The 23,411-nt window shown below is 46.3% G+C and carries 21 protein-coding genes; 16 read left to right on the top strand and 5 right to left on the bottom strand.

Annotated elements, in window-relative coordinates:
* Window positions 1-8 precede the first annotated feature (8 nt).
* The gene (locus ACXACM_RS17320) at window positions 9-1,382 is read right to left on the bottom strand and encodes a S8 family serine peptidase (protein WP_474823307.1); all 1,374 of its coding nucleotides are present in this window, start codon (window positions 1,380-1,382) and stop codon (window positions 9-11) included.
* 210 nt (window positions 1,383-1,592) lie between these two features.
* Here ACXACM_RS17320 and ACXACM_RS17315 point away from each other — a divergent pair, with 210 nt between their 5' ends.
* The 6 genes from ACXACM_RS17315 to ACXACM_RS17290 all read left to right on the top strand — a co-directional run bounded on the left by ACXACM_RS17315 (window position 1,593) and on the right by ACXACM_RS17290 (window position 6,164).
* Window positions 1,593-2,114 carry an RNA polymerase sigma factor gene (locus ACXACM_RS17315; RefSeq protein ID WP_474823306.1) on the top strand — a complete coding sequence of 174 codons (522 nt, stop codon included), beginning with the start codon at window positions 1,593-1,595 and terminating at the stop codon, window positions 2,112-2,114.
* A complete protein-coding gene (locus ACXACM_RS17310; RefSeq protein ID WP_474823304.1) occupies window positions 2,111-2,848 on the top strand; it encodes an anti-sigma factor in 738 nt (245 codons plus the stop codon). Before ACXACM_RS17315 ends, ACXACM_RS17310 begins: the two co-directional genes overlap by 4 nt.
* A 21-nt stretch (window positions 2,849-2,869) precedes the next feature.
* A complete protein-coding gene (locus ACXACM_RS17305) occupies window positions 2,870-3,394 on the top strand; it encodes a CC0125/CC1285 family lipoprotein (protein ID WP_474823303.1) in 525 nt (174 codons plus the stop codon).
* A 358-nt stretch (window positions 3,395-3,752) separates the two neighbouring features.
* The gene (locus ACXACM_RS17300; RefSeq protein ID WP_474823301.1) at window positions 3,753-4,307 is read left to right on the top strand and encodes a type 1 glutamine amidotransferase domain-containing protein; all 555 of its coding nucleotides are present in this window, start codon (window positions 3,753-3,755) and stop codon (window positions 4,305-4,307) included.
* A gap of 124 nt (window positions 4,308-4,431) precedes the next feature.
* On the top strand, window positions 4,432-5,124 hold the full coding sequence (locus tag ACXACM_RS17295; protein WP_474823300.1) for an SDR family oxidoreductase: 693 nt from the start codon (window positions 4,432-4,434) through the stop codon (window positions 5,122-5,124).
* Between the two features lie 167 nt (window positions 5,125-5,291).
* Window positions 5,292-6,164 carry a DUF2306 domain-containing protein gene (locus ACXACM_RS17290; protein ID WP_474823299.1) on the top strand — a complete coding sequence of 291 codons (873 nt, stop codon included), beginning with the start codon at window positions 5,292-5,294 and terminating at the stop codon, window positions 6,162-6,164.
* Here ACXACM_RS17290 and ACXACM_RS17285 read toward each other — a convergent pair.
* The 3 genes from ACXACM_RS17285 to ACXACM_RS17275 form a co-directional block, all read right to left on the bottom strand.
* Window positions 6,138-7,244 carry a helix-turn-helix domain-containing protein gene (locus tag ACXACM_RS17285; RefSeq protein ID WP_474823298.1) on the bottom strand — a complete coding sequence of 369 codons (1,107 nt, stop codon included), beginning with the start codon at window positions 7,242-7,244 and terminating at the stop codon, window positions 6,138-6,140. The genes ACXACM_RS17290 and ACXACM_RS17285 overlap by 27 nt on opposite strands.
* Window positions 7,245-7,447: 203 nt before the next feature.
* Window positions 7,448-8,647: a flagellar assembly protein T N-terminal domain-containing protein gene (locus ACXACM_RS17280; protein WP_474823297.1), complete on the bottom strand. Its 1,200-nt coding sequence runs from the start codon at window positions 8,645-8,647 to the stop codon at window positions 7,448-7,450.
* Between the two features lie 4 nt (window positions 8,648-8,651).
* Window positions 8,652-9,401, bottom strand: coding sequence for a flagellar basal body L-ring protein FlgH (locus ACXACM_RS17275; protein WP_474823295.1), 750 nt, complete (start codon window positions 9,399-9,401; stop codon window positions 8,652-8,654).
* A 182-nt stretch (window positions 9,402-9,583) separates the two neighbouring features.
* On the opposite strand from ACXACM_RS17275, the gene ACXACM_RS17270 reads away from it, so the two are divergent.
* The 10 genes from ACXACM_RS17270 (at window position 9,584) to pta (ending at window position 21,931) form a co-directional block, all read left to right on the top strand.
* A complete protein-coding gene (locus tag ACXACM_RS17270; protein WP_474823293.1) occupies window positions 9,584-10,405 on the top strand; it encodes a hypothetical protein in 822 nt (273 codons plus the stop codon).
* A gap of 299 nt (window positions 10,406-10,704) precedes the next feature.
* Window positions 10,705-11,712 (top strand): alpha/beta hydrolase family protein, encoded by a 1,008-nt coding sequence (locus tag ACXACM_RS17265; RefSeq protein ID WP_474823291.1) that lies wholly within the window; start codon window positions 10,705-10,707, stop codon window positions 11,710-11,712.
* Window positions 11,713-11,777: 65 nt separating this feature from the next.
* Window positions 11,778-12,005: a hypothetical protein gene (locus ACXACM_RS17260; protein WP_474823290.1), complete on the top strand. Its 228-nt coding sequence runs from the start codon at window positions 11,778-11,780 to the stop codon at window positions 12,003-12,005.
* Between the two features lie 221 nt (window positions 12,006-12,226).
* The gene (locus tag ACXACM_RS17255) at window positions 12,227-14,170 is read left to right on the top strand and encodes a right-handed parallel beta-helix repeat-containing protein (protein ID WP_474823289.1); all 1,944 of its coding nucleotides are present in this window, start codon (window positions 12,227-12,229) and stop codon (window positions 14,168-14,170) included.
* Window positions 14,171-14,334: 164 nt separating this feature from the next.
* Window positions 14,335-15,150, top strand: a complete 816-nt coding sequence (locus ACXACM_RS17250; RefSeq protein ID WP_474823288.1) for a spondin domain-containing protein — start codon at window positions 14,335-14,337, stop codon at window positions 15,148-15,150.
* A 10-nt stretch (window positions 15,151-15,160) separates the two neighbouring features.
* Window positions 15,161-16,009, top strand: a complete 849-nt coding sequence (locus tag ACXACM_RS17245; RefSeq protein ID WP_474823287.1) for a spondin domain-containing protein — start codon at window positions 15,161-15,163, stop codon at window positions 16,007-16,009.
* A gap of 160 nt (window positions 16,010-16,169) precedes the next feature.
* Window positions 16,170-16,895 carry a winged helix-turn-helix domain-containing protein gene (locus ACXACM_RS17240; protein ID WP_474823286.1) on the top strand — a complete coding sequence of 242 codons (726 nt, stop codon included), beginning with the start codon at window positions 16,170-16,172 and terminating at the stop codon, window positions 16,893-16,895.
* The gene (locus ACXACM_RS17235) at window positions 16,892-18,379 is read left to right on the top strand and encodes a sensor histidine kinase (RefSeq protein ID WP_474823285.1); all 1,488 of its coding nucleotides are present in this window, start codon (window positions 16,892-16,894) and stop codon (window positions 18,377-18,379) included. Before ACXACM_RS17240 ends, ACXACM_RS17235 begins: the two co-directional genes overlap by 4 nt.
* Window positions 18,380-18,564: 185 nt before the next feature.
* A complete protein-coding gene (locus ACXACM_RS17230; protein ID WP_474823284.1) occupies window positions 18,565-19,746 on the top strand; it encodes an acetate kinase in 1,182 nt (393 codons plus the stop codon).
* 43 nt (window positions 19,747-19,789) lie between these two features.
* Window positions 19,790-21,931, top strand: a complete 2,142-nt coding sequence (gene pta, locus ACXACM_RS17225; RefSeq protein WP_474823283.1) for a phosphate acetyltransferase — start codon at window positions 19,790-19,792, stop codon at window positions 21,929-21,931.
* A 6-nt stretch (window positions 21,932-21,937) separates the two neighbouring features.
* Here the strand turns inward: pta and ACXACM_RS17220 are convergent, their stop codons facing one another.
* On the bottom strand, window positions 21,938-23,401 hold the full coding sequence (locus tag ACXACM_RS17220; protein WP_474823282.1) for a phosphodiester glycosidase family protein: 1,464 nt from the start codon (window positions 23,399-23,401) through the stop codon (window positions 21,938-21,940).
* Between the last annotated feature and the right edge of the window lie 10 nt (window positions 23,402-23,411).

Raw genomic sequence — 23,411 nt, 5'->3', positions numbered from 1 at the left:
GAAGGGGACTATCTTGCAGGTAGCCAGGCACCCTCACCAAATACTGGGTCCCAGCCTGGTGCTCCTTTATCCTGTAACTGCTGACGCAATGCTAGCGGAATGGCGGTTTGCGTCGCGTCGCTTCCTGACTGACATGTTCGCCACTGCGCTAACCATCCTGCCACTGCTGGTGAGGCGATAGAGGTTCCGGTTTCAGGCCCGGTTTTTCCTTGTAGTCGGGCAGTAATAACGCTCACGCCTGGCGCCGACAGTGCCACTTGTTCCCCCTGATTAGCCCACCGATAAATATTGCCTTTGGCATCTACTGCCGACACGCCAATAACGTCAGGATATGCGGCTGGATACAATGGCGGGGCGGCTGGCCCGGCATTGCCGACAGCAGCAATCAGTGTAATTCCTTTGGAAGACAAACCCGCAATAGCTTTTGCCAATAATGGGTTGTCAGGACCGGTCAGACTCATGTTGATAACCGGTACTCGCTGACTCGCCAGCCAGTCTAGTCCGCTGACCAAATCGAACAAGCTGGCACCTTGTGATACCTGAGTGCGTTCATAAAACACGGCTGCATTCACTATCTGGCTATTGGGGGCAAGTTGTTGCTGAAGAATACCCGCTACCGCGGTGCCATGGGCACGGCTAAGCGGCAATGACGCATCAGTAAATACGTGTTCGCGTACCCGGGATGTAACCAGTAATGGATGAGTATCTTCGATCGCTGAGTCCAGCATACCGATGCGCGCAGGTGACTTACACAGCGGTTTAGTCTCAACCGAACTCGTTGTTGCTGCGCCTTCTTCGGTTGCTTCTGTCGGGGTGATTTGAGTCAGATACACGTGGTTGCGGCCAAGCTGAGCTTGTAAATGCGAGGGTAAAAATGCTTTTACGTTGGCCAGCGAATTGAGGTCCTCGGGGACCTTAATTGAAATAAGCCAACTGTCCAGCAGTGCAACGTAACGTTGTTTGGTCACCAAAAGTGGGGATTGTTCAAACCAGGATAAATCGGCCTCTGACGCATACACTACCCATTCTCTGGTAATAGCCAAATCGCCCTGCGGTGTAATCTCTTCCTGTAACACAGTCTGTTGTAGAGAATTTACTATACTGCTAGCTTTTATATCCGGTAGCAGCGCGTCGGAAAGGGCAGCCGTTAGTGTGGTTGTAAGGGGCGGTAACAATTCAGACAATGCAGGTTTCGGAGGGTGTTTTAGTTGTTCGGTTACACCCTCTGCACGCAACTTGCGAGATAAATCGTCAATAGGTTGAACCACTGAGCGAGTCACGCTTGGCAATACCTGTGAATGTGCCAAGGGGACATGACTTAGCATGACCGCAGCTGTTATAAGGTGTCGTGATAGTAACTGAGTGGACAATGGTAACTTCATAGCAATACCTTATTATAAAAACGGATTAAGCGATAGCGGCAGCTCAAAATGAGGAGCTCGGTTACCCTTTGTTGGCTGACTTGCTGAGTTAACGAATTAAATAAAAAAAAATTCCAATTAATGGGAATAAAATGAATCTTGTCTCGTTAACACTATAAAAGAGGCAAGTGGGGTGACGGAATATCACCTTTACAAGTGTAGGAAAAGACAATGACAATAACACAATCAGAACAGCTTAAAGCAATGTTGCCGGTACTGAGGCGGTTCGCCTACTCATTAACAGGTAGCATGGCTGACGCAGACGACTTACTTCAAAACACAGTGGAAATATTACTGACTAAACCCGTTCCCGATGATGCTGAGTTGCTGGCTTGGTCCTACCGTATTTGCCGCAACTTATGGATTGACGAATACCGTGCTAGCAAAGTACGTCAGGCAGCGGTTCAGAAGCCGGAATTGCAGCAAAAAGAAGAGGAAACAACGACGCAAATTACTTCTGATATTACGCTAAAACAGGTTGAAAGGGCCATGGCAACCTTGCCAGTTGATCAGCGTGAAGTACTTTCGCTAGTCGCCGTACAAGGGCTGTCCTATCAAGACACGGCCACCGTGTTGTCTGTTCCTTCAGGTACGGTCATGAGTCGGCTGGCACGAGCCAGAAGCAAACTGGCTAAAATACTGTTTATAGAAAAAGGCCCTAAGGGAGCAAATGACAACGAGGTAACGGCATGAATATTACTGACGACCAACTCAGTGGTTTTTTAGATAACGAACTGGATGAAAAGCAAATGGCGTTGGTGCGTGATGCTATTGCCTCGGACGAAACCTTGTGTGACCGCATGGCCGCCTTAAGTATGGTTGACCATGTTGTTAAAAGTGCAGCAGAGCAAGCAACAGCGGGTCCTGTACCCGACCATATTGTGGCATTGTGCGATCTGGCAACTGAAAACAAAGTCGTGTCTTTAGAAAATCGAAAGTCTGGGCAAATAGCACAGCAACCAACGCACAATTCGAGCACACGATGGCTCAAAGGAATGGCAATGGCTGCGAGCGTAGCGCTAGTAGGCTTACTGGGCTGGCAGCAATTAACAAGTAACCAATCAAAAGGCGAGGACCAATGGCAACAGATTGCTTCTGTCTTGGATAATCAGACCAGCGGCAGCAGCTACAACGCAGGCAACGTTACTGTTACGCCTCAACTGTCCTTTGTCCACCAGAACGGGGAATTATGCAGGCAGTTTACTGTTTCAAGTCAGTCGCGAAGTGATGCGATGATCGCTTGTAAACAAGAGGGTTTATGGCAGCAACGGGCATTAGTACCAACGATGCCGGTAGGAAGTCAGCCAGGAGAATATCAGACTGCGACGTCTGTCCGGGAGTTAGACAACGTGCTCGATACCCTTATTAAAGGCGCTCCGTTGAATAGAGAGCAGGAACAACACGCAATTCAAACGAACTGGCAGTAGTATCTGCCATTGGAGATAAACATGAAAACAGTAATGAAAATGGCTACATTTGTAATGGCGCTGACATTGGCCGCCTGTGCTAGTCAGCCTGCATACCGCGCCGCTGAGAATGGTGGGTACGGATATTCACAGACCAAGCTAACCGATACCCAGTACAGGGTGTTTTTTAAAGGGAAAGGCAGTGATAAAACCAAAGCAATGGACTATGCCATGCTCCGCGCAGCGGAAATAACGCTTGAACAAGGATACGACTGGTTTGTAGTCGCTAATAGAGAGACTATGGTAGATCGCGAGAAAGTAGCAACGGAGCCGGAACTCGGATTTTCCAAACGTTATACCCAGGTAACTGATTGTGGTCTGGTAACCTGTCGTACCCGTTATTATCCTGAGTCCAGACTTTCTACGGGCATTTATGTGGGAGGCCGTGAGAAAAGTGTGATAGAAAGCGCTCTGGATATTCAGTTAGGTCGAGGCACGCGCCCGGAGCCGAGCGTCAGCTACGATGCACGTCAGGTGAAGGAAAACTTGTCTGTTAAGGACGAGTAATCTTGTTAATCCGTTCTTTAAAGCCTGCTTTTCGCAGGCTTTTTTGTCCCAGTCCTCAAGTTTTATAACGGCAAGTATACATTGATATCAGGAACGCTTGGTATTGGAGGTATGCCTGTACCCTGTAAATCGTTCACAGCACTGGCAGATTTGCGTTTACGTTGAAACCGTTGAAATTCATACATTGCCTTAAAATGCAATTAAAACAGATGCTTAAGGTTGTCTTGGACGGTGGTTTGGTAATTGCACCTTTCACAATCATGCAGCGAGTCGACAAAAGCTTTCCTCTAGTGTAACGCGGTCTTTGAAAGTGTCGATTTGCTAACTCTTAATCAGAAAATTGAAATAAGGAGTGACCATGAGCACAGCATATAACCTCAACGGAAAGAAGGTCGCCATTCTCGCTACAAACGGTTTTGAGCAAAGTGAGCTCATACAACCCAGAGATAGGTTCAAAGAGCAAGGCGCACAGGTAGACATTTTATCCATAGACGATCAGTCAACGATTAAAGCCTGGGATGAAGACAATTGGGGAAAAAACGTTGACGTTGACATTCAGGTAACGTCAGCAAACCTACAAGATTACGATGCGTTAGTGTTGCCCGGTGGGCAAATTAACCCCGATGTGCTGCGCATGAACGAGGACGCAGTTAAGTTTATTCAGCAGGCGAACACTACTGAAAACATCAAAGCGATAGGCGCGATTTGTCATGGTCCTTGGTTGCTGGTGGAATCTGGATTGGCCAAGGGCGCTACGCTTACATCTTTTCCGAGCATTCAAACAGATATGAAAAATGCGGGTGCGACCTGGGTAGATGAACAAGTTGTTACTCATGAAAAAATCGTTACCAGTAGAAATCCGGACGATATTCCAGCGTTTGTAAACAAAATTAGCGAAATGCTAGTCCAGTAGCACTTTTGCCAACAAGTTTTCAATGAACTGAGCTCATGAGCAAGTTTGAATCGGATAGTGGGCAGTGCATATCCCACATTCACCTGATGCTCGTAAATTCAGATAATTCTAGTATGGAGGATTCATGTCAAATACAAGAATGAAAGAAAAAGTTATTGTAATTACCGGTGCGTCCAGCGGTATTGGCGAAGAAACGGCGAGGCAGCTTGTCGACAAAGGTTTCAAAGTGGCCCTTCTGGCGAGAAGTGAAGACAAGTTAAAGACACTTGTTGATGAGCTGGGTACAGACAACGCCTTTGCTGTCAAAGCCGATGTCAGTAAATATAACGACGTAGAGCAAGGGCTTAAAAGTGTGAACGATCACTTTGGGCGTATTGACGGAATTTTCGCGAATGCAGGACGCGGTGCAAAATCATCCGGTATTGAAAAGGGGGATGTAGAAGACTGGGGCGGCATGCTTGGCGCAAACGTTAACGGATTGCTCTACACAGCAAAAGCCGGGCTTCCCTATCTTCAAGAGACCAAAGGACACTTTATCATAACGAGTTCTGTAGCCGGTCGTGTAGCTTTGAAAGGTTCTGTTTATGGCGCAAGCAAATGGTTTGCCTATGGCTTCGGGCAGAATTTGGCCGAAGAGATGCGCGAGTGGGGTGGCAGATGCACAACCATATGTCCGGGAATGGTAAATACCCCGTTTTTTGATGAGCCTAAAGAAGACAAACTTCAACCGGCAGATATTGCCAAATCGGTATTGTTTGCACTGAGCGCGGAAGAATCGGCATGTGTACGTGAAGTTTACGTTATGCCGGCGAACTAACCCCCTGCTTTTTTAAGGCTGCGCAATCGTCTCGCTACCGATTGCGTAAGCCTCATTGCTTTTTCCTCACTATTATCGATTTTTTTGTCATCGATTTTGTAATTCGATAAGCCATTTCTACTGTTTTTGTCATTCTCGAAGCTCTATTCGTTAACTAAGAGCTAACTATGTCTCGAGATATAACTTCTACAGTAAATGCTCAGTCTGGAATGGGCTGGCAATCAGAAAAGGTGTTGGGTTGGTTGGTAAAGTCTTGGGTGGGGATCATTCTTACCGGCCAGTGGATATTTGCTTTGTATATTCTGGTTCAGTTCACGCTGCCTATGCTTACCGGGCAACTGAGTGAATCCCGCTACGCTTATATGATCACAGGCTATGTGAATGGTGATACGTTTAACAACGCATTACTACTACTGCACGTTGTGCCTGTTATGCTAATTAGTTTAAGTGGTACTTTTCAATTGTTCCCGGTAATCCGGAAACGCTATCCGCGTTTTCATCGAATCAATGGACGTGTGTATCTGTCATTCGGTTTGCTGGGAGCGATAGGCGGGCTATATCTCACCTGGGTAACTGGCAGTCGCCTGAGTGATATCGGTGCCCTGGGTGTTACTTTAAATGGTTTACTCATCCCCGTTGCGGTGTACATTGCGTGGAAAGCGGCATTGCGACGTCGCTTCACCCAACACAAGCGCTTTGCCATACATGCGTTTATTCTGATTAACGGCGTGTGGACTTTTCGTTTATTGCTAATGGGGTGGTTTATGCTCAATCAAGGGGCGTTGGGAAACAGCGCTAATTTAGATGGTCCAGCAGATATTATCCTGTCCTTTGCTTCTTATTTGCTCCCCATGATTATTGCTGAACTTATTTTTAAGGCTCAGCAGAGCAAAGCGGCAAGTGCTCGGCTTATCGCCATCATCTCGGTATTTTTCGCCATTGTCATCACCTTATTTGGCACCATAGCGGCAACAATGATGATGTGGGGGCCACGGATCGTCAATTACTCCTATTTAGCTGGTAGTACTGGGCTGGGTTGACGGCAATTCGTCATTAAGCCGGGCTTGGCGATACTGATTTGGTGTACACCCTTCACTGGCTTTAAAGGCGCGGTTGAAGGGGGCCAATGACGCGAAGCCAGATTCCAGACTAATGACCAGAATGGTCCAGTGCTGGCTGTGCTCAGCCGTTAGCAGGTGTTTTGCGTGTTCAATGCGATAATGATTAATAAACTGATTCACATTGGCCGCCGTGGTGAGGGTGCTGATCACTCGACTCACTTTGTACTCTGACACCTGCAAGGCATTGGCGATCTTGGCGGTCTTTAAATCGTGCTGCAAATAGCGCTGCTCTTGTTCCATCAGGGAGATAATTTTCTCAAGAAGTTGTCGATCTTCTTGTACCAGAGGGGAGGGGACTGTGCTTTCTACTTCAGCGTGGTTTTCAGGTGCAGATTGCTGGTGTCGTATTTTGTGTTGCCACAATAAAATTACGAAGAGTACCAGGGTTATTTGCAGCGCAGAGCCCACCACAAGCCATGGCTTAATTTGTTCACTGATATCACTGCTTAATATGCCATCAGCGACAACGGTACAACTAAAAACGCCAGTAAAAAATGCAGTAGCAAACAGCAATCGCTGTCTTTGCGCTACCTTGTTAGCGGTACTGAAACCCCGTACAGCCTCCCAGAATGCCAGCGCGAGTATAGTGGAAGATAGCAGCCCGGTGATCTCCGCTATGGCGCGCTTTATCCACTCAATCCTATCGGCGTTTACCCAATCAATAAACACCATGAGTTCTACACTTCGGTTGGTAAAAATCAGCAGTGCAATAGTAGCGGCGAGAAGGTAGTGTTGGGTAGAAATAGTATGGCTACCTCTAAACAGAGCGCGGGAAATAAGCCAGATTAGGTTGCATGTGGCACAGGTGCCCAATGCAAATACATATTGATAAGCACTGCCATGGCTAGTCGATAATACTTGCAACGCCACCATCACCAGTGAGCCACTAAAAATGGCGGTAAGGATATGCTCGATCCTTACCGGTTTAAAAAATAGCTGCGCCACCATGACACCAAGCGCGGTAAACATTAGCGTATAGTATGCGTATTCAAGCGTCATAGTGTGTATTATTGGCAGCGAAACAGAGCTTTATCATAGGGCAAATCAGCGCTACTGTAAGGCCGTAATTGTTAGGGTATGTTTCAGTAAATAATACTATTGAGGGTTAGTTCTCCCTTGAGCGTTGCACGGTTTGTTCGCGGCTTACTTCAACTCCCATCAATTTAAATGGGGAAAATTGTTAATTTGACCATATCGGCTCATTACCGCTGAGGGATAAGTGACACCTTTTCTTTAGCTTTTTCTGGAGTCACCAAGTCATAGAGTTCGGCAACCCCTGTGTCTGCTGCGCCGATGCCTTTCAGTAGGGCGGCATTGGAATTTACAGAGCTGACTTCAAACAATATATCATCTAGAGGATGCTGGATGGCCAAACCTGTATAACTGGTTCTGCTCAACGCCCGTTTTTTTAACAAGGCGAAGGTATCGCCCACGGCAACGCCGTCGGCAGAGCCCATGGCAATAACCAATGCGTCGTCGACCTTGTCCGCAATCTGCGTAGCGGACGCCTCACACCTAATGATATTGGTGAGGTCTGAGACCGCTGCGTTGACCGTATTGAGTACAACCCTGCCAAAGTCATTACGCCAGAACAGACTGTTGTTGGTATCGACCTGCAGGCCTTCTGGGTAGGTCCAGTCTGCTTCAGAATGATAGCTTTCCTGAAACAGCAAGGTATTTTTAAATGCATCAACCATATACAAATCAAGGGTAAAATTGCGTTTCAGAGTGCTTTCGTCGCTGTCCGTAACATCATATTGTTCGAACATACTGATATCGCGAATGAAACCGAAAATAATAAATTGCCGACCCTGGGTTTGTGCCAGGTATGAAGCTTTGTCATAAATCATTTGTGGTGTCAGTGAATTGAATGCGTCGCGGGATGCAAAAGCTTTATCAAGCAGTAGTACATTCATGGCCTGTTGTTGGCGAATGAGCTGTTGTTCCAGGCGCTTGCTGATCTGATTGCCAAAGTCATAAATATCGCCATAAGCGGCCTGACGCGGGCGCATCAACTGGAGCTGAGTGACCAGCACAGAACGGTGATATTTGTCACTACTGCAGGCAAACAGTGGCGTGATATTAACTCTTACCGACACAGTAAGGGCATCACCTTCCAAAATTTCATCAATGATCTCTACCCGCTGGATGCGTCCGGTGGAATGGATCTCAGCCTTACTACTTATTAGCAAACCATTGAGCACTACATCTTCGGCAGTTATCATACTACCTGACTTGAAAGACGCATCAGCAATGGCATTTTTTATAGCCATTACCCTGACCTCATCCAAAGGCGCATCTTTTACCGCAAGTGTCGCCTTACCCTGTACCCAGTCAGCGTGTACCTTAAGGCTGAATATGAGAAAAACCGTGGTGAGGAGCAGGCTGCGCAGCATGATCATAATATCATCCAAAAATAGAAAAGAGCTTGCCCAGCAGGCTTCGTTTTTGATTGTCCTGCAACTCACCTTTACCACTGTATTCAATTAACGCGTTACCGACTTTTGCGGAACTTACCGTGTTATTCACATCAATGTCTTTGAGCCGGACTTCGCCGGAAAAGCGGATAAATTCTTTACCCTGGTTCATTGTGATCCACTTTTCTCCCGCGACTACAAGATTGTCATTGGGTAAGACTTCAATTACGTAAACGGTAATTTGACCTTCCAGAGAATTGGATTGGCTGGAATTTGCAGAACTGTTGAATTCACCGCTTTGTTCGTGATCCATGTTCAGATCGTCGTCACTGATGTGAATAGGTCCGGCATTGACTGTCAGCGGCTGGATCTGAAAGCTGCTGGCTTTGTCTTCACTGTAGTCGACGGACTTTTGTGATGACGTCTGTTCTTCCAGTGATACCAGAATCATGTCACCCACACTGAATTTATGGTGAAGCTCATAGAGGCCGGCTGCATTATCGGGGTCAAACAGTGATCCGGTAGGTACTTTAACTACCGACACGCGTTCTCTGCGCGGCGGGCGGAAAGCGGTCTCGCCCGGAGATGCTTCCTGGTTACTGTTATCTACCGCGCGTTGTGAGACGTTCGGGTTAGTAGAACTGGAAGCGATTACTTGCTCTTCCTCTGAGGGGGTCTGGGTACAGCCTAACAAATGTAAAGAACTTAAAATTAGTAAAATCTGGCATCTTAATTTCATATCTATGTCGCTCGGTGTCACGTTATTGACGAATATTTCAAATTTAATTTCTGGAGAAATGACCGCCCTCTCTTGCGAATCGATTTAGATAGTAACTAAAAAATTTCTGATTACATCAATGTGATTCAGTGATTTTCACAATCTTTACAGACTTTACAGATGCCTGCAGGGTAGGGTGATTTATGCAACTTTTTGACGCATTTGGCGACTATATTTCGAACAGTGATGCTGACGCTGCAACACTGAATACTGCTGTAACCGTCGCAGCGACTACCGCCGAAAATGCTAACGAAACAGCCAATGGTTTTTCCTCAGTACTCGCGTTGTTTTCAGCAACCGGTGACACAACGTCGGCCGGGTCCGACGAACTGGTGAGTCGCTTTCAGTCTGATCTTATGTCAGCGCTGGGGATGGGCGACCTTTCTGACGGTGCGCTGGAATCACTTACCTCAGAAGAAGGTATTGCAAAGATGCAAAGTGTTTTTCTGAGTATGCTGAAAACAGATTTGCTCACCACATCGACAAGTGATACCGACACAAGCAGCACTTCTACAGAGGTGGCTACAGGGAATACTGATATCCTGATCGGAGCCGCTACTGAAAGTTCTGGCTTGGACGACTTTATCACCACAGCGTTTGGCGAAGGTGGTGTCGACTGGAATGACGGTTTCGATACGGTGAACCTGCTTCACCATATCCCACTGGTATCGGATTTCTACCAGAATGTAACCTCTACAGATATCAGTGCTGTATCAGACCTTGCTGGTAGTTTCCTTTACGGCGGTCCAATGGGACTGGCATATTCAGTAGTAAATCTTGGGGTTAAGAGTATGACAGGGGAGTCGATTACTAATAATTTATGGTCGGCAGGTTATGATTTACTGTTTAGTGAAGAAATAACCGGAACGGACGAAAGCCTGGCCGAATCTGCCGTAGGCGAGCAGGGTAAGGTGGCAGCTCAGTCAGCGTATCAGTTTGCCAGACGGAAATTTGATGCAGAGTAAGCGGCAAGCCTTTGCCGCTTAGTTTCTGGTTTAAAGAAAAACTGAGCGGTTCGTTCTCAGCTCCGCTCACAGTTTGCACCTGCGCCAGATCAGTCACACTGCGTTCTTTATGTTGGAAGCGAAACATGGCTTTATTACAGGGCAAAACAGCGCTACTGTAAGGCCGTAATTGTTAGTGTTTGTTTCTGTAATAGCGATTACGCCTTAAGGCATTTTGCAGACCTCTGATTTCTCATCGGCCCAATTGAGTGGATAAGTCCATGACCCAGATAGTTTTGATCATAATAAAGGGAATTTAGATGAAATATGCAGCTCTCATCTTATTAGTAATTTCATCGTTTAGCAGCCATGGAGCTAAATTGATTCGTCACGAGCGTATCCAGGAGCAACAAAGCTGCTTTTCTTCGGTCTTCAGTGATTACGCATCGTGGCGCAATGCGATGGAAAAGAAATATAGAAGAAACTATACGTCTGAGGAAAAAGTTGAGCAGGTATTAACACAGTTTGATGTGCGCTTCGGTAAAGAAAAGTTCGATCTTTACAAGCGCACTTTGTCGTGTTCTACATTTAAGTACGAGGTGGATGGACATCTTGTAAATGGCTATGTCATGAAGCCTAAAGCAGCGAAAGATAATCTACCTGTATTGATCTACAACCGTGGTGGCAATGGCAACTTCGGTGGCGTCGTCTTTGGAGCGATGATGCACAACTTGTTTCCTATCGCTCATGAAGGTTTCATTATTATCGGTAGTCAGTATCGCGGAACCTTCACAAGGCATCCAACCGCTGAAGATGAATTTGGCGGAAGTGATGTTAACGATGTGACAACCCTGCTTAATTTCATCCCAAATATCGAAAATGCTGACGAGACACGTATAGGCATGTTCGGGGCAAGCCGCGGAGGAATGCAAACATTTTTGGCGTTAAAAGAAACTTCAAAAGTGAAAGCGGTAGCTGTAATTGCTGGTGTATCTGATTTACTAAAAGAGCTCGAATTTCGGCCGGATATGGAAAAGGTTTACGCTAAACGGATCCCAAATTATCAGCGCGATAAAACCGCTGAGCTAGCCCGTCGTTCAGTATTAAATTGGGTCGATAAATTATCGCCCCAAGTTCCCATTCTACTGTTACATGGCGAAGCTGATAAGCGTGTATCTGTTAGTAATTCTGTTGCGTTAGCGAAGGCGTTGGAAAGCCATCATATGCCTCATAAACTTGTTTTATATCCTGAAGACAATCATGGTTTGACAAAAAATAAAGGAAAGGCGTTGCACGAGATAGTCAGTTGGTTTCGACAGTATTTATAGAACTTGCGAGTGGTCCAACCGTCCACTGAAGTACTTTTTCAGTTTAAAAAATATGGAGTGTGAGAATGGAAGACGTCGTAGAAGGCATTGGTCGTTTTTTAGCAAGTGTACTGCGCTGGATACTTGTTGATGCCATCCTTGAGTTTTTCATTCGTGGTTTAGGGGCAATCAGCTTAAAAATTGTGACATTAGGCAAGTACCCAAGGAAGGGGAGAGACGAAGGGCGAAGTGTGATTGCTGGCTTTATTACCCTGGCGCTAATACTGTTCTTAATAGGTCTTTCCAACCAGTAGTCACGCTATATCTCGCAATGTCACACTAAATAATCAGGTACAAAAGCATTTACGCACTTTAAAAGGTATGTTTCTCTGAACAACAAAAGTTCGGCCTCAATCGCCTCTGTCCTTGAAAACGGGTGTATTTTTTAATGAAATATTAATCATATATAAAATGACCTGTTTAAATATAACGAAATTGTGTATGATTTGTTAAATTATCCAAATCATGAGCAATTATGAATACAGCAATTAACGCTCTTTTATCACGTATTACCCTACTTGCAGCAGCTTTGTCTGTCACTTGTGCTTTTATTGCTACAGCAAAATCTGCAGAGATTTACGTTGCTAAAACTGGCAATGACAACCACGAAGGGACATTCGCCTCGCCTTTGTTAACACTTAAGGCTGCTTCGATGAAAGCTAAAGCCGGCGACACTGTATATATCCGACAGGGTCGATACGCCGAAACGTTGAGGCCTTACCGGTCTGGACTAAAGAATGCGCCCATTACCTACACCTCCTATCAAGGAGAGAAAGTGGTGATCACCGCTATGGAATATGTCAACGACTGGAAACAAGACACACCGAATGTCTATGTTGCCGATGTGAGCTGGAGTTTGCAGCAGCAAAACTTTGTAATGCAAAATTCCACAGCGATGGATTTGGCCCGGTGGCCCGATAACACCGATGGTGATCCGTTTACTCAGGATACGCTTCGCAACTCGGGCGGGAGTTCGTCGGAACAGACTGCGTCAGGTTTCTTGACTTATCAAAAAGGTATTCCGAAAGGTGATTGGTCGAAAGGTGGATCAATTCACTTTTACGGGGACAAACCTGGTTCTGGGTGGTTAGCATGGCGTGCCTTTATAACCGGTAACACTGATACTCAGGTTTCTATTGATCTTAATAAAGACGTTAGTTGGATTATTAAATATCACGCCCCAGCTGATAAGGGAGACTTTTTTCTTCAAGGTATTAAAGAAGTTTTGGATTACCAGAACGAGTGGTATTTGGATGAAGCAACCAAACAACTTTTTATCATGCTGCCCGAAGGTAAAAAGCCAATAGAAAATCAAATTCAGATGCGTAAACGGCTGAAAACAATCGACCTTGATGGCAGAAACTACATTCATATTAAGCATTTGGCTGTATTTGGTGGGTCAATTGAGATTACCGGTGGCGCATCCCATAATTATTTTTACGGCGTGAAAAGTTTTTATGGCAATACTACTTTAGGTGTGGTGCCTGGTTATACGGTTAATAGTCAAAGTATCAATATCCGAAGTGATAATTCTCTCCATAACACCGTCGGCAATGTTATTGAAAAGTCTGAAGTAGCGTTCGGCTCCGGTACAGGAATATATGATGCAGGAAATGGTACACAAATTCTCAATTCTTACATTCATGACTTCAATTATCTGGGGAGTTATGATTCAGCTATTCATGCCAGAGGTGGTAAGAATACGAAAATTATCGGCAATACCATTTCCCGGGCAGGGCGGGACACCATTCAAGGCTTTAATCGCAACGCGGAGTACGCATACAACGATGTGTCTTATAGCAACTTAGTGGCAGATGATTGCGGCTTATTTTACACAGTTGGGGGGCCGAGTAATTCAGTGATCCACCATAATTGGTTTCATGATGCCTATTCCAGTGGCAATAAAAAGAAAGCCACAGGTGTGTATCTGGACAATGATGCTGAAGGCTTTGATGTTCATCACAATGTTATTTGGAACACGGAATGGTCGAATATCCAGATTAACTGGAATGGTAAAGATTTGAATATTTACAATAACACATTGCTAAAAGGCAGCGAAGTCATGGGGGCTTGGCACAAGGAAGGCACAGCGTTTTCCAACGTTAAAGTCTGGAACAATTTGTCAGATAACAGCTCTTGGGAGCCACAATCTGACCGGCAAAACAATCTTGTTGTTAGTGCTGACGCTTTTATAGATGCAGTAAGATTGGATTTCAGGTTAGCGCCAAACTCGCCTGCAATCAATAAAGGTCGAACTATTGAAGGAATAACAACTAACGTTACTGACAATATGCCAGATATTGGGGCTTATGAATCAGGAGGTACTGATGATAATTGGAAGGCTGGAGTTGACTGGGATCCAAAAGATGCTGATTCAGGAATTGGTTGTTATCAATTGGCGGGAGAAGATTGCAAGTAGCTGGCAATGGCAAAAGTACACTTCATACAAAGGTGCAAACACGCCTTTGTATGAGTTGTCCCTCCGACACAAAATTGTATGTTTTTTGTGATACTTCTGTGATGAATTGATTTGCGCTGTCCTTTACTTTTTATGTGCTTCCAGTCAAAAACAAGGACAACTCAATGAAATTATCTAAACTAGCTGGCGCTACATTGTTTGCAATGGCGTCTGTATCTGCAGCACAAGCGGTAACGCTTGATATTGAAATAACAAACCTCACTCAGGCTCAAAGTTTTACACCGCGCCTGGTTGTTGCTCACGATGCTACCGTTGATGCCTTTGAAGTAGGTGAAACCGCATCAACTGCACTGGCGTGGCTAGCGGAAGGTGGTGTTATCGACGATGAACAAGAACCCGCATCGAGTGGCGAAAACTTTGAAGCAGTTCTTGGCCCGGTAGATACCGACAATGGTTCTAATACCTGGCATCGTTTTGGTGGTTTAGTGGCGCCTTCCACGTCGTTGAGCTACCCCTTTGACACCATGGATAAGCCTTACCTTTCAATACTCTCTATGCTGATCCCCACCAACGACGCGTTTGTTGGCTTAGACAGCATTATGATCCCTACAGAGCCAGGTACTTACACTTACTACCTGAACGCGTATGACGCCGGTACAGAGCTAAACGATGAACTAAACAGTGCTCGTACTGATGTTGTTGAAGCTGAAACAGGTAATGCGCTGGGTGGATATGGCGTACCAGGCGTAGCTGGTGGTGGCGCACCTACGCGTATCGTCGACCTTGGCATGGGTGGTACGGGTGTTGCCGCACAGGTTGTGAATGGCGAAGTGGAAGACGGCACTGATGGTCCGGTTCACATCCATAGAAACGCCTTGGGAGACACAGATAGCGCTGGCGGTGCGAGTGATTTGGATTCTACCGTTCACCGTTGGTTAAACCCTGTTGCACGTGTTGTTATTACAGTTCCTGCATCTTAAGGAGCAAGCCATGAAGAACTCAATTATTAAATTAAGTACGCTGCTGCTGCTTTCCTCCTTGATCGTTGCCTGTGGTGACGACGGCGACACGGGTCCAGCTGGCCCGCAAGGTCCTGCAGGCCAGGACGGCACAGACGGAGCTGATGGAATGGATGGTACTGATGGCATGGACGGTGCCGACGGTGTTAACGGCAACTCTGCCGTATATACGGTGCAGATCACCAACCTCACTCACGCTCAACCGTTTGCACCAGCAGCAGTCATTCTGCATGAATCCGGTTTCCATGCGTTTATGGATGGTGAACCGGCAAGCATGGGCATAGAAGTAATGGCCGAGGGGGGCGACCCGTCAATGGTCATCGATGAAGCAATGAACGCTACGGACTTTCTGGATGCGCAAAATTCTGGCGGTATTTTGATGCCAAGCACCATGAGTGATGCCATGACGCTGGTAGTGCCTGAACTCGATGCTGATGACTTACGCTTAACCATCACCACCATGCTGGTAAACACCAATGACGCATTTACCGGGTTAAATGCAGCAGATGTTAGCAATATGGCAGTGGGGGAAAGCAAAACCTTCATGACGGTAACATGGGATGCAGGTACAGAAGCCAATAGCGAAACTGCGGCGACTATGCCTGGACCAGCAGCGGGTGAAGCCGGTGGTGGTGGCGCTGCTGCAGGGTATGACACAACCCGTGACGACTTTGCTGATGTTGTGCGCTTGCACACGGGTGTTATCACCAGTGCCAATGCCAACGATGCCAGTCGGGAAGGGTTAGCAACATCGGTGTTAAGTGAAGCTCACCGCTTTGATAACCCCACAAGTCGGGTTGTGATAACACGCACCCGCTAGGGCACATATTGAGTCACGAACAGGAAGGTGTATCGGTTCGTGACTCAATATATACAACAGAGTGACACAGCGTTAATAAGCAAAAAAATTTACATGGCGTGAATGAAAATTGCGCAGTCCCCGGTCTTATTGAATTGAAGTTAAATTCTTGGGGATGGCTATGCAGGATTCTATTCTTGTGGTTGAGGACGACATTGATATTGCCGATCTAGTTCGGGTGAATCTAAGTGAACTGAGTGTTGATATTACACTTGCTCACAACGGTCGGGCAGGGTTAGCGCAGGCGTTGGATGAACCTTTTTCGCTATTGATCCTTGATGTTACCTTACCAGAGGTAAACGGCCTGGATATCTGTCGTCAGGTACGGGACAAACACCCTGAGAAGGCCATTATTATGCTTACTTCAAAGAATTCAGAAACCGACCGTGTTCTGGGCCTGGAACTTGGTGCTGATGATTACATGACCAAGCCATTTAGTGTACGGGAATTGCAAGCGCGGGTTCGAGCCCAACTTCGTAAAGTACACCTGCTGGCAAAATCGCCGCAAGGCCAGGACTCACAAGAAAACAAAGATATCACCATAGGTGCCCTTGCAATTAGCACTAAGCTTCATCAAGCCACCTTTTTCGGCAAACCTTTGGACCTTACTGCCACTGAATTTGATCTTCTGCTTTATTTGGCTAAACGTCCCAATGAAGTGTTTAGCCGAAGCCAATTACTGGAATCGGTATGGGGCTATCAACACAGTGGTTACGAGCATACTGTGAACTCTCATATCAACCGATTACGGGCAAAAATAGAGCTGGACGCCACCGCGCCAAAAATTGTGCAAACCGTATGGGGCGTAGGGTATAAATTCAACCCAGAAGGAGTACACGCACAATGAAACTGTGTTTTTATCAGCGCATTTCCCTTGCTCTGGCCGCGGTGTTTATCTGTGTTCTTGCGTTATTTTTCTTTACCAGTACGCACCTTCAATCCATTACACAAGACGAGGCTGAGCAGCAACTTCATCTCGGCCTTGCTGAACATCTCGCTTTAGACAGTCCGTTACTTAAAACCGGCGTATACGACTACGAGGCACTCAAAAATTTGTTTCACACACTCATGATTTTGGGTCCGAATTTCGAGTTTTATTATCTCGACCCCAATGGAAGAGTACTCACTTACTCAGCTGAGGCCGGTAAAGTAAAAGCAGACTATGTAGACTTAACGCCTATTCAAACGCTGATCAGCGATCCAAGTCAGCTACCTATTAAAGGTGACGACCCACGTAATCCAGGGAGTCAAAAGATATTCTCCGCTGCGCCGGTAATGAACGGTGATGTGTTACAAGGCTATCTTTATGTGATCATAGGCGGTGAAATTTACGATTCTATTCTCGGAAGCCTAAAGCAAAATGAAAATCTACAGCACCTGATATTGTTCGCTGTACTAAGCTTGCTATTTTTATTTGCGGCCTTAATGGTACTGTTTAAAGCGCTCACATCGCCCCTTCGCCAGCTCAGTACTGAAATGGATAAAATCAGTAGCGCAGACTTTCAGCAAGCTCGCTTAGATGAGCCTGAACATCAATGGCAATCGGATAGTCATGATGAAGTACAACGCTTGGGTAGCAATTTTACGCGTATGTTAAAACGCATTAATGTGCAATTTGACCAGTTACAGCAAATTGATACGCAGCGCAGGGTGCTGTTGGCCGATTTATCCCATGACTTGCGTACGCCGTTAGCCAATCTTCATGGCTATATCGAAACTCTCGCAATTAATGATGACACCTTGGATGTAACGAAACGAAAACGGTTTATCGATATATCACTTAAAAATGCCCGAAATTTAAAACACCTTATCGATCAGATTTTCGAATTGGCCTATTTAGAAGGTGGGCAAGTTACCCTTAATCAGGAATCTTTTCCTCTGGGTGAATTACTTCACGATATCGCCGCGAAATTCGCTCTAAAAGCTGCCGAAAAGTCGTTATCCCTGGAAGTGAGTTTGGGTGATTCGGATTACCGTGTGTTTGCCGATATTGGCAAATTAGAGCGCATTCTGACAAACCTCTTAGAAAATGCGATTCGTCATACTCCTTCCCATGGCAGCATTACTTTAGCAGTTACGCCGCAGGTGAATAAAATTCGCATAGATATTCGCGATACGGGCGTCGGCATTAGCGATAAGGAAATTGCGTTTATATTTGATGCGCGCTATCAGGCCACCAACCACGAAAAGGACAATTGCCTGCATGCCGGGCTGGGCTTGGCTATCAGTAAAAAACTAGTCTCACTTCTTAATTCTGACCTGTTAGTTGAGAGTCAGCTTGGCAAAGGCACCTGTTTTAGTTTTGAACTACAGGTTGTGCCTGTAAATTAGTTTGTCTTTTACAGGAAGCGCCTCGGATAAGCCCCCAGGCGCTTTTTTACCCCTCGATAAACAAATATCCAAATTAAATCAACAAACTGCGTTCTTTTCATAAAATAATTTTCATATGTTTAACCAACACAGCTGTTTATAAATGCTACAATTGGTTCACCCGTATTTCTTACCAATTAATAAAAATGAAAAAAGAAGTTATCGTTTTAAACTGTGGCAGCTCGTCTGTGAAGTTTGCCATTATTGATGCGCATACCGGTGAAGCTGGTTTATCTGGTATCGCAGAGGCGTTAGGTAACAGTGACGCAAGTTTGTCTTATAAACTCAACGGCGAGAAAGAGAAGCATGCGCTTTCAGAAAATGCAGGACATACCGAAGCACTCAATGCCATTTCTGAGGTAATTGCCAGCACGGGGGTACAACCCATAGCTATTGGTCATCGGGTTGTTCATGGCGGTGAAAAATTCAAACAAGCTGCACTCGTAGACGACAGCGTGCTAAAGGCCGTGGAAGAGTACGCGAGTATGGCACCGCTGCATAACATGGCTAACTTAAAGGGTATAGTAACAGCGCAAGCGGCTTACCCAAACCTGCCACATGTGGTGGTTTTCGATACGTCTTTCTTTCAAACACTTCCGAAAAAAGCATACATTTATGCATTGCCTATGTCGCTTTATCGCGAGCATGGTATAAGGCGTTACGGTTTCCATGGCACAAGCCACAAATTTATACTGGATAGCATGGCGAAGATACTGAATAAGCCAGTTGAAGACACCAGTATAATCAGTGCCCATTTAGGTAACGGTTGCAGTGTCTCTGCTATTGAGAAAGGGCAGGCCGTTGATACAAGTCTGGGCTTTATTCCGTTGGAAGGTTTGGTGATGGGCACTCGCTGTGGTGATCTGGACCCAAGCTTACCGGGTACGTTACAGAAGAAGCTGGGTAAAACCGCCGACGAAATTAGCGATCTCTTAAACAAGCAATCTGGCTTGCTGGGTATTTCTGAATTGAGTAACGATTGCAGAACGCTAGAAGATGCCGCGAAGGAAGGGCATGAGGGAGCATTATTAGCCATCGAAATATTCTGTTATCGACTTGCGAAATACATTGCAGGGTATATGGTCGCCGTACCTACCCTTGATGCCATTGTGTTCACAGGTGGTATTGGCGAGAATTCGTCGCTTATCCGCGAAACGACCATGGGGTATTTCGAGCACTTCGGTATTACCCTGGATAAACAAAAAAATCTCGACGCACGCTTTGGTAGTGGCGGCATTATTTCGGCAGATAACGCATCGAAAGCCGTATACGTTGTGCCTACTAATGAAGAGTGGGTGATTGCTGCCGAAGCAGCAAAATTCGCATAAACACGTATACGCGTAAGCGCCAGAGAATTGAGCAGGAGTTGGTATGTCTCGTAAAATTATGTTGATCCCCGTTGGCACCAGTGTGGGCCTGACAACGGTCAGCATGGGCCTTGTTCGCGCGATAGAGGAGCAGGGCATTAAACTGAATTTCTTTAAGCCCGTTGCGCAACCACGTAAGGGAGATAGCGGAGAAGAACGTTCAACCGCAATCATTAGCCATCACGCCAGTGTTTCGCCAATCACGCCTTTCGAACTCGACTACGTAGAGCGAATGATCAGTAACGACAACACTGATGAGCTGTTAGAAGAAATTATAGAACGATTTGAAAAACACAGTGAGCCAGATGCCGTAACAGTCATCGAAGGTTTGGTAACCACCCGCAGGCATCCTTACGCAGAGCGTCTGAATCTTGAAGTTAGCCGTGCTTTAGATGCCGATCTTGTGTTTGTCGCTGTTCCCGGGAATGACAGCACTGTCGATATCAATCATCGGCTGGAAATCGTGGTAGACACCTACGGTGGTCACAAAAGTCAAAAAGTCGTCGGGTGTATACTCAATAAAGTCAATGCGCCATTTGATGAGCACGGCAGGTTGAGAACTGATATTGGTGCCACTGAAGCGCCTGAACACGATGAAGCGCGTACGCAAGCCCTTCGCGAGATGCCTATCTTCAAAAAGGGCTTAAGCCTGCTTGGTACCATAGATTGGAACGCCGATTTAGTCTCCCCCCGTGCCACGGATTTAGCCAAACACCTTAATGCGACCTTATTAAATGAAGGCGAATTAGCAGAGCGCAGATTAAGCAGTGTTACCTTCTGTGCCCGGGAAATTCACAACATGACGCACACCTTAAAACCAGGTGCGCTATTGGTGATGTCAGGGGATAGAGGCGACGTTTTTGTATCGTGCTGTTTGGCTGCATTAAACGGTACTAAACTTGGCGCTCTATTGCTGACTGGTGGCTATCAGCCAGATGAGAACATTATGGCGCTTTGCAGCCAGGCCATGGAAACCGGTTTGCCGGTTATGCTGGTAGATTCCAACACCTGGCAAACAGCGCAGTCTCTGACCGCTTTTAATCAGGAAGTGCCGGTTGATGATAGCAAACGTATTGAAAAAGTGATGGTGCATACAGCCGAGAGCCTGGATGCAAGTTGGGTGAATTCACTAACACAGAAAGTGTCTCGTCAGAAAAAACTGTCTCCGTCGGCGTTTCGTTTCTATTTGACTAACCGCGCAAGGCAAGTAAACAAGCGTATTGTATTGCCGGAAGGGAACGAGCCTCGTACCGTTGTCGCTGCCTCTATTTGTGCTAAAAGGGGGCTGGCACAGCCTGTGCTCATTGGCGATGAAAATGAAATACGTCGGGTGGCTGAGCAGCAGGGGGTTGTGCTAAGTGAAGGTGTAGAAATTCTCTCACCAAGTGCAATTAAAGCTGATTATGTAGAAGGCCTGGTGGCGCTTCGGGGTCACAAAGGTGTTACCGACGTCATTGCCCAGGAGCTATTGGAAGATAATGTCACCTTGGGCACCATGATGTTGCAACAGGGTCATGTGGACGGGCTTGTTTCCGGCGCGGTAAATACCACTGCAAATACCATTCGTCCTGCGCTTCAGTTAATTAAAACTGCTGAAAATGCGTCGCTAGTATCATCTGTCTTCTTTATGCTGCTTCCCGACCAGGTACTGGTATATGGCGATTGTGCTATAAACCCTGACCCAAATGCCCAGGAACTGGCGGATATCGCGATACAATCAGCGACGTCTGCACAGATGTTTGGCATTGAGCCACGGGTAGCCATGATCAGTTACAGCACAGGCACTTCCGGCGCTGGTAGCGACGTGGAAAAAGTCAGAGAAGCGACCAAAATTGCACAACAACTGCGCCCTGATTTACTGATTGACGGGCCCCTTCAATACGACGCCGCTGCTATTGAAAGTGTGGGTAAAAGCAAAGCGCCAAACAGCCCGGTTGCCGGTAAAGCCAACGTGTTTGTGTTCCCCGATTTAAATACGGGAAACACCACCTATAAAGCGGTGCAGCGAAGCTTTGATTTAGTGTGTATTGGCCCCATGCTGCAAGGTATGAGAAAGCCGGTGAACGACCTGAGCCGCGGTGCGTTAGTGGACGATATCGTGTTCACCATAGCGCTTACCGCTATTCAGGCTGCTGGTGGGAGTTAGGTGAAACTACCGTTTGCTATCAGGTAATACGACAATGGCTTCTGAAATAGCTCTTTCGCCCTGTGAGTCTGAAGGCGTACCTGTGAGTTTGTCGTTGACCATCATGGAGGTAGAGCCACCTCCATCTAAGTTAAAAGCGTTTATCGCGCCGTGTTTTTTTAACAGTTGAGTGAGTTCATACATGTTCACACCTGCACTATAGCCGGGTTGCCTGCCATACACGGCAAGTAGCAATAATTCGTTCTTAGCAGTAACGCCCACGGCACTTCGTGGATGAGCTGATAAAATCCAGTTGTAGTAAAACTCGGCGCGAGAGAGTGATTGATTAGCCATAAGGTCGCGATCATCTGTAGCTTGAATGGCAGAAGGGGGCGTACCAATGTGCCAGCCTTGATTATCCCAAATGTGACCGGCTTGCTTGCCTTCAATCAAAAGGGTTGGCCCGCCCGTGACAATAGATGTTTTGTTGCTTATTGAGATAGGTGAGCCGTTGCCAAGTATAGCAAAGGACAGTTCTGCGGCGACAGGTTTGCTTAAAAGCAACACATCTTGTTTCACAAGAACCAGCCATTCGTTTTCCGCTAGTGAAGCAGGTATGTAAGTCACGGGCGTTAGTGTTTGCCGCCGATAAATATAAGGCATAAACCCTTCCAGAGAAGTAAGGGAGCCAAAGTCGGCAAAGTATTTGTTAAAAATCAGTGCGGTGTCTTGTGACTGACACAACATATCATGCGCTGCAACAATGCCATTGTAACCGCAGTTCATTACCTTTCCGTACGGGCGGTTAACACCACTGATGGGCAGAACATTCCCGTTGACGTGTAATTGAATGCGGTTGGTAATATCTGCAACAATTTGCCAAGCGGGCGAGGCGTCTGATTGCAATATTAAGCCGGGCCTGTGACTGACTGCATCGCTTATGAGCTCTCCGTCTACTACAGTTAATCCAGCGGGGTCGCCTTTCACTCCCTGAGCATCACTTACCACAAAAAAACCGCCGTTTAATGTAGCAAGGCTTTTGTATTGTTTGTGTATGGCTGAAAGCGGTGCTTGGTCGCCAAGCTTTTGTCCGGGAAGGGCCAAATCCACCTCGCCGTTAAAGTCAGTCGGACTTATTTTCAGTATGCTGTAGTGCAAATTTTTTCGATTATCTGCACAGGTTGGGGTCACAAATTTTGCTTTAGCATTTAAAGTCGGCGGCAATGACTCTGACTGAATCGTCCAATAATCATACGCTACCGGGTTGCCATTGATATCAGGGAACGTTAGGTCAGATACTGTGCCTCCAATAGCAAGCAGTGAAGCTTGTGTTTTTGCATCGGGTGATAGAAATGCGTATGTGTTAGTAGTTAAACGACATTTCTCTTCTATTTCGAAGAAAGTAACACCATCAGCCAGATAAGATATGGTTGATTTCGCCTCACAAAGAATTGGGAGCATCATCGCTGTAGCGATCAATATTTGTTTCATTAACGAAGCG

This window comes from Alteromonas sp. AWQ4_252 (assembly GCF_056158205.1).
Note: the sequence above shows the minus strand (reverse complement) of the source record. Positions and strands in the feature narration are given on the sequence as shown.

Bases quoted from the DNA above. Each gene is read 5' to 3' on its own strand.
- ACXACM_RS17320 (WP_474823307.1), bottom strand. From the start codon at position 1,382: ATGAAGTTACCATTGTCCACTCAGTTACTATCACGACACCTTATAACA.
- ACXACM_RS17315 (WP_474823306.1), top strand. From the start codon at position 1,593: ATGACAATAACACAATCAGAACAGCTTAAAGCAATGTTGCCGGTACTG.
- ACXACM_RS17310 (WP_474823304.1), top strand. From the start codon at position 2,111: ATGAATATTACTGACGACCAACTCAGTGGTTTTTTAGATAACGAACTG.
- ACXACM_RS17305 (WP_474823303.1), top strand. From the start codon at position 2,870: ATGAAAACAGTAATGAAAATGGCTACATTTGTAATGGCGCTGACATTG.
- ACXACM_RS17300 (WP_474823301.1), top strand. From the start codon at position 3,753: ATGAGCACAGCATATAACCTCAACGGAAAGAAGGTCGCCATTCTCGCT.
- ACXACM_RS17295 (WP_474823300.1), top strand. From the start codon at position 4,432: ATGTCAAATACAAGAATGAAAGAAAAAGTTATTGTAATTACCGGTGCG.
- ACXACM_RS17290 (WP_474823299.1), top strand. From the start codon at position 5,292: ATGTCTCGAGATATAACTTCTACAGTAAATGCTCAGTCTGGAATGGGC.
- ACXACM_RS17285 (WP_474823298.1), bottom strand. From the start codon at position 7,244: ATGACGCTTGAATACGCATACTATACGCTAATGTTTACCGCGCTTGGT.
- ACXACM_RS17280 (WP_474823297.1), bottom strand. From the start codon at position 8,647: ATGATCATGCTGCGCAGCCTGCTCCTCACCACGGTTTTTCTCATATTC.
- ACXACM_RS17275 (WP_474823295.1), bottom strand. From the start codon at position 9,401: ATGAAATTAAGATGCCAGATTTTACTAATTTTAAGTTCTTTACATTTG.
- ACXACM_RS17270 (WP_474823293.1), top strand. From the start codon at position 9,584: ATGCAACTTTTTGACGCATTTGGCGACTATATTTCGAACAGTGATGCT.
- ACXACM_RS17265 (WP_474823291.1), top strand. From the start codon at position 10,705: ATGAAATATGCAGCTCTCATCTTATTAGTAATTTCATCGTTTAGCAGC.
- ACXACM_RS17260 (WP_474823290.1), top strand. From the start codon at position 11,778: ATGGAAGACGTCGTAGAAGGCATTGGTCGTTTTTTAGCAAGTGTACTG.
- ACXACM_RS17255 (WP_474823289.1), top strand. From the start codon at position 12,227: ATGAATACAGCAATTAACGCTCTTTTATCACGTATTACCCTACTTGCA.
- ACXACM_RS17250 (WP_474823288.1), top strand. From the start codon at position 14,335: ATGAAATTATCTAAACTAGCTGGCGCTACATTGTTTGCAATGGCGTCT.
- ACXACM_RS17245 (WP_474823287.1), top strand. From the start codon at position 15,161: ATGAAGAACTCAATTATTAAATTAAGTACGCTGCTGCTGCTTTCCTCC.
- ACXACM_RS17240 (WP_474823286.1), top strand. From the start codon at position 16,170: ATGCAGGATTCTATTCTTGTGGTTGAGGACGACATTGATATTGCCGAT.
- ACXACM_RS17235 (WP_474823285.1), top strand. From the start codon at position 16,892: ATGAAACTGTGTTTTTATCAGCGCATTTCCCTTGCTCTGGCCGCGGTG.
- ACXACM_RS17230 (WP_474823284.1), top strand. From the start codon at position 18,565: ATGAAAAAAGAAGTTATCGTTTTAAACTGTGGCAGCTCGTCTGTGAAG.
- pta (WP_474823283.1), top strand. From the start codon at position 19,790: ATGTCTCGTAAAATTATGTTGATCCCCGTTGGCACCAGTGTGGGCCTG.
- ACXACM_RS17220 (WP_474823282.1), bottom strand. From the start codon at position 23,401: ATGAAACAAATATTGATCGCTACAGCGATGATGCTCCCAATTCTTTGT.